Annotated in this window: 5 protein-coding genes; 3 read left to right on the top strand and 2 right to left on the bottom strand. The window is 37.8% G+C overall.

Annotated features, from left to right (window positions below):
* A partial coding sequence (locus tag L652_RS0101300) for a hypothetical protein (RefSeq protein WP_024594822.1) occupies window positions 1-650 on the bottom strand: 650 nt, incomplete at its 3' end.
* Window positions 651-774: 124 nt separating this feature from the next.
* Here L652_RS0101300 and L652_RS0101295 point away from each other — a divergent pair.
* Together L652_RS0101295 and L652_RS0101290 are read left to right on the top strand one after the other, a co-directional pair.
* Complete coding sequence (locus tag L652_RS0101295; RefSeq protein WP_024594823.1) at window positions 775-1,647, top strand: fructosamine kinase family protein; 873 nt, start codon at window positions 775-777, stop codon at window positions 1,645-1,647.
* A 103-nt stretch (window positions 1,648-1,750) separates the two neighbouring features.
* On the top strand, window positions 1,751-1,954 hold the full coding sequence (locus L652_RS0101290) for a CPXCG motif-containing cysteine-rich protein (protein WP_002962509.1): 204 nt from the start codon (window positions 1,751-1,753) through the stop codon (window positions 1,952-1,954).
* Between the two features lies 1 nt (window position 1,955).
* On the opposite strand, the gene L652_RS0101285 is transcribed toward L652_RS0101290, so the two are convergent.
* Complete coding sequence (locus L652_RS0101285; protein ID WP_002962511.1) at window positions 1,956-2,582, bottom strand: riboflavin synthase; 627 nt, start codon at window positions 2,580-2,582, stop codon at window positions 1,956-1,958.
* A 128-nt stretch (window positions 2,583-2,710) separates the two neighbouring features.
* On the opposite strand from L652_RS0101285, the gene L652_RS0101280 reads away from it, so the two are divergent.
* Window positions 2,711-3,525: MATE family efflux transporter (locus L652_RS0101280; protein WP_024603207.1), on the top strand; the 815-nt coding region annotated here is incomplete at its 3' end.

The following is a 3,525-nucleotide window of genomic DNA, read 5'->3' as shown; positions in this document are numbered from 1 at the left end:
CCGCCCCATACTACAAGCCAGCCTAGGTGCTCGCGGATCATGGTCTGAATAATATCTTTAACCATTTTAGGAGTAAGCTCATCTAAGCGCTCATCAACTAGTTTAAGCACCGTTTTATGCAGGCTTTCTGCGCTATTACCTTGTGAAAGTGTTTGGCTTACTAATGCTTTAAAGTCGTCAGTTTGAGAAATCTCACTAAGCGACAATTGCATTTTTTCAATAAACTTTTCACGCATCGGCTCTATTGCCGCTGTACCGCCAAACATTCCTAGCATACTACCAAACTGAGACTGCTCTATTACCTCTAACAAATTGTCGAATGCAGGGTTTAAATCAACATTGCTAATTATTGGCTCAAAGTCGATATTGGGCTGCGCTTTATTGAGTAAATTATTAATTTTTTGCTCTGAAAAAAACTCCGTTAATATCAGGTTTCGTATAGCGACTTTAAAGCTTTCAAACTTAAGCGCTATAACACCTGAACCGTATAAAAACGGGACTTTTTCGAATAACATATGAATAGCTAATAAATTAGTTACCGCGCCAGAAAGTGCAAATAAACCAACAGACAACACAATTGCTTGGTTAAACATAAAACCTACAACAACACATAAACCCGCTAGCAAATTGGTTATTAAACTTTTGTTCATTTTAACTCCACTACAGTAAGTGTAATTTTATTCAATATAGCCGTTAATTTTACAACGTTTAGATTGTTAAATTAATACCTTTTTGCCATAGTTTAAGTATCTGTTTAAAAGGCGAGCAATTGTTATGTGGAAAACAGTAAATGAGCACATCAGCCAAGCCATTAATTTTGATTTTAAGCACACCTACAAACGCCAATTACAAAGTACAAACACCGACAAACTATTTCATATTACCAATGGTACGCATAACTACTTCGTTAAAATAGCACTAAAAAGCGAGCTCGAGCGTTTAGAAAGTGAATTTGTTGGCTTAAAGCTTATGGCGCAAAATAGTAATTTTAAAGTACCTGAATGTATTACAACTGGTGCAAATATAGAGTTTTCGTTTATTGTTTTACAATGGCTTGTTTTAGATAAACAACCCCACGACACGTGGACTAATATGGGTCGCAACCTCGCTAAAATGCATCAAAAACATGACCAAGCTATGTTTGGCTTTGATGTAGATAATTACCTAGCCACGACCATACAGCCAAACCGCTGGCACAAAAAGTGGGATGTATTTTACGCCGAAGAGCGTATAGGGTGGCAATTACAACTACTCGCTGAAAAAGGCATTAACTTTATTGAACCCGAACGCTTAATTAATACCGTAAAAGAGCAACTACATAGCCATCAAGTACAACCTTCATTACTGCATGGCGATTTTTGGCGTGGCAATATGGGATTTTTAAAAGCAGAACCAACAATATTTAACCCGGCTTGTTATTATGGTGATCGGGAAGTGGATATTGCAATGAGCGAACTATTTGCCCCCCTGCCTAAAGACTTTTATAGCGCCTATAACGCGCACTACCCGCTTTCTCAAAATTACGAGAAGCGTAAGTTAATATACCAGCTATACCCCATTTTAAATCATGCCAACATCTTTGCCGGTCACTATCTTACTGAAGCTAAACAACATATAGAAAAGCTGGTATTTGAAGGTATAAAATAAATGTCATAAGCTGCATTTGAGCACTATATTTAATGAGTAAGTAGACGTTCATCTGTAAGCGATTAAGTTGAACCTAACTTAATTATTTATAACTGGAGTGATTATGAAAGATTTTTTATCACAACGAATAACGTGCCCACACTGCGGACACCACATACATCTAGACTTAGACGCAAGCAGCGGCGATCAAGACTATATAGAAGATTGCACTGCCTGCTGTAACCCAATTCATTTAAATATGCATATAGACCATGCTAATAATAAATTGGAGCTACACGTAGACAGTGACGACGAACAAATATTTTAACTTAAGCCTGATGGCGTAAGTAGTTCTCTACCGTATTTACAATAGTGTAAGTTTGCTGATCAACTTCAATATTAAACTTGTCACCCACTTGCGCTGCACCAATGTTTGTAATGGCGAGCGTTTCCGGAATTAGGTGTATCCAAAAACCTTGTTCATCAACTTCGCCTACGGTTAAGCTTGCGCCATTTATAGCAACAAAGCCTTTATATAACACGTACTTTTGCCACTCTTTTGGCAAGCTTAATTGTATTTTACAGTTATTCTCAAGCTTCACTATTTGAGAGATTTGTGACGTACAATGAATATGCCCAGACACTATATGCCCACCTAGCTCAGTACCAAACGTAACAGAGCGTTCGTAATTTACTAAACTACCTAGCTCAAGCAGGCCTAAATTAGTTAACTTTAGGGTTTCGTCAATCACATCAAAATGCACTTGCGCCACCACATCATGATTACTTAGCTCAACTTGCACAACCGTTAAACAACAGCCATTAATAGCAATACTTGCGCCTAAATCTAAATGCTTAACGTACTCATCGCTCACCGATACAACTAAGCGTAACACACCATCAGCATGAGTTTTAGAGACCACTGTTGCTTGTGTTTGCACTATTCCTGTAAACATAAAATCACTTATAATTATTACAAAGTGCTAGTTTAACGTATCAACTCATAAAATCATTCACTACTGTGATTTTTATTTGAAACGCAATAGATTACAATTGCCGCCTGTTTTATTTAATAGCTTTTTTTATGACCTTTTGCAATTGGGAAGCCAAGCGTTTACTTTCCCTAGCCTTACCTGTTTTTTTAGCACAAGTTACACTTATTTTAATGTCGGTAGTCGACACAATTATGGCCGGCCAAGTTAGCCCTACTGACTTAGCTGCACTTTCTATTGCAACAGGAATATGGAACCCATTATTACTTGCTCTGCAAGGTATTTTATTAGCGCTTACTGGTATTATTGCGCAGTTTTCAGGCAGCGATGACCGCAAAGGCATTAGCCACTATTTTCAACAAGCGCTTTATTTAACCGCTATTTTAAGCTTTACAGGTTTTGGTATTGCCCATTTAGCAGATGCCATTATTTTAAAGCTCGATACAACGCCTGCTATTGCAAACCTTGCCATTGACTACATCCATTTTGTGAAATGGGGTGTGTTTGGATTTTTAATTTTTACAGTATATAGAAACGTTACCGAAGGCATGGGGATGACCAAACCCGCCTTTTACATAAGCCTATTAGGTTTAGCCGTTAATATTCCAGTAAATTATATTTTCATAAATGGCTTATTTGGGTTTCCTGCTTATGGCGGCGCAGGCTGTGGCATTGCCACAGCAATTGTTTTAACTGTTATGGCAATAGCACAAGTTACTTACTGCCAAATGAGTAAAAAGGTAGATGCTAAAGGCCTGCTTTCATCATTCGAAAAACCTAATTTCACTACCATTGGTATTATTACTAAGCTAGGTATACCAATTTCACTCGCCACCTTTTTTGAAGTCACTTTATTTGCGTGTATACCGCTATTTATTGCGCATTTAGGTGCAGTGGCTGTGTCGGG

It is taken from the genome of Pseudoalteromonas sp. TB25 (genome assembly GCF_000497995.1).
Taxonomy (GTDB): Bacteria; Pseudomonadota; Gammaproteobacteria; order Enterobacterales; family Alteromonadaceae; genus Pseudoalteromonas; species Pseudoalteromonas distincta.
Note: the sequence above shows the minus strand (reverse complement) of the source record. Positions and strands in the feature narration are given on the sequence as shown.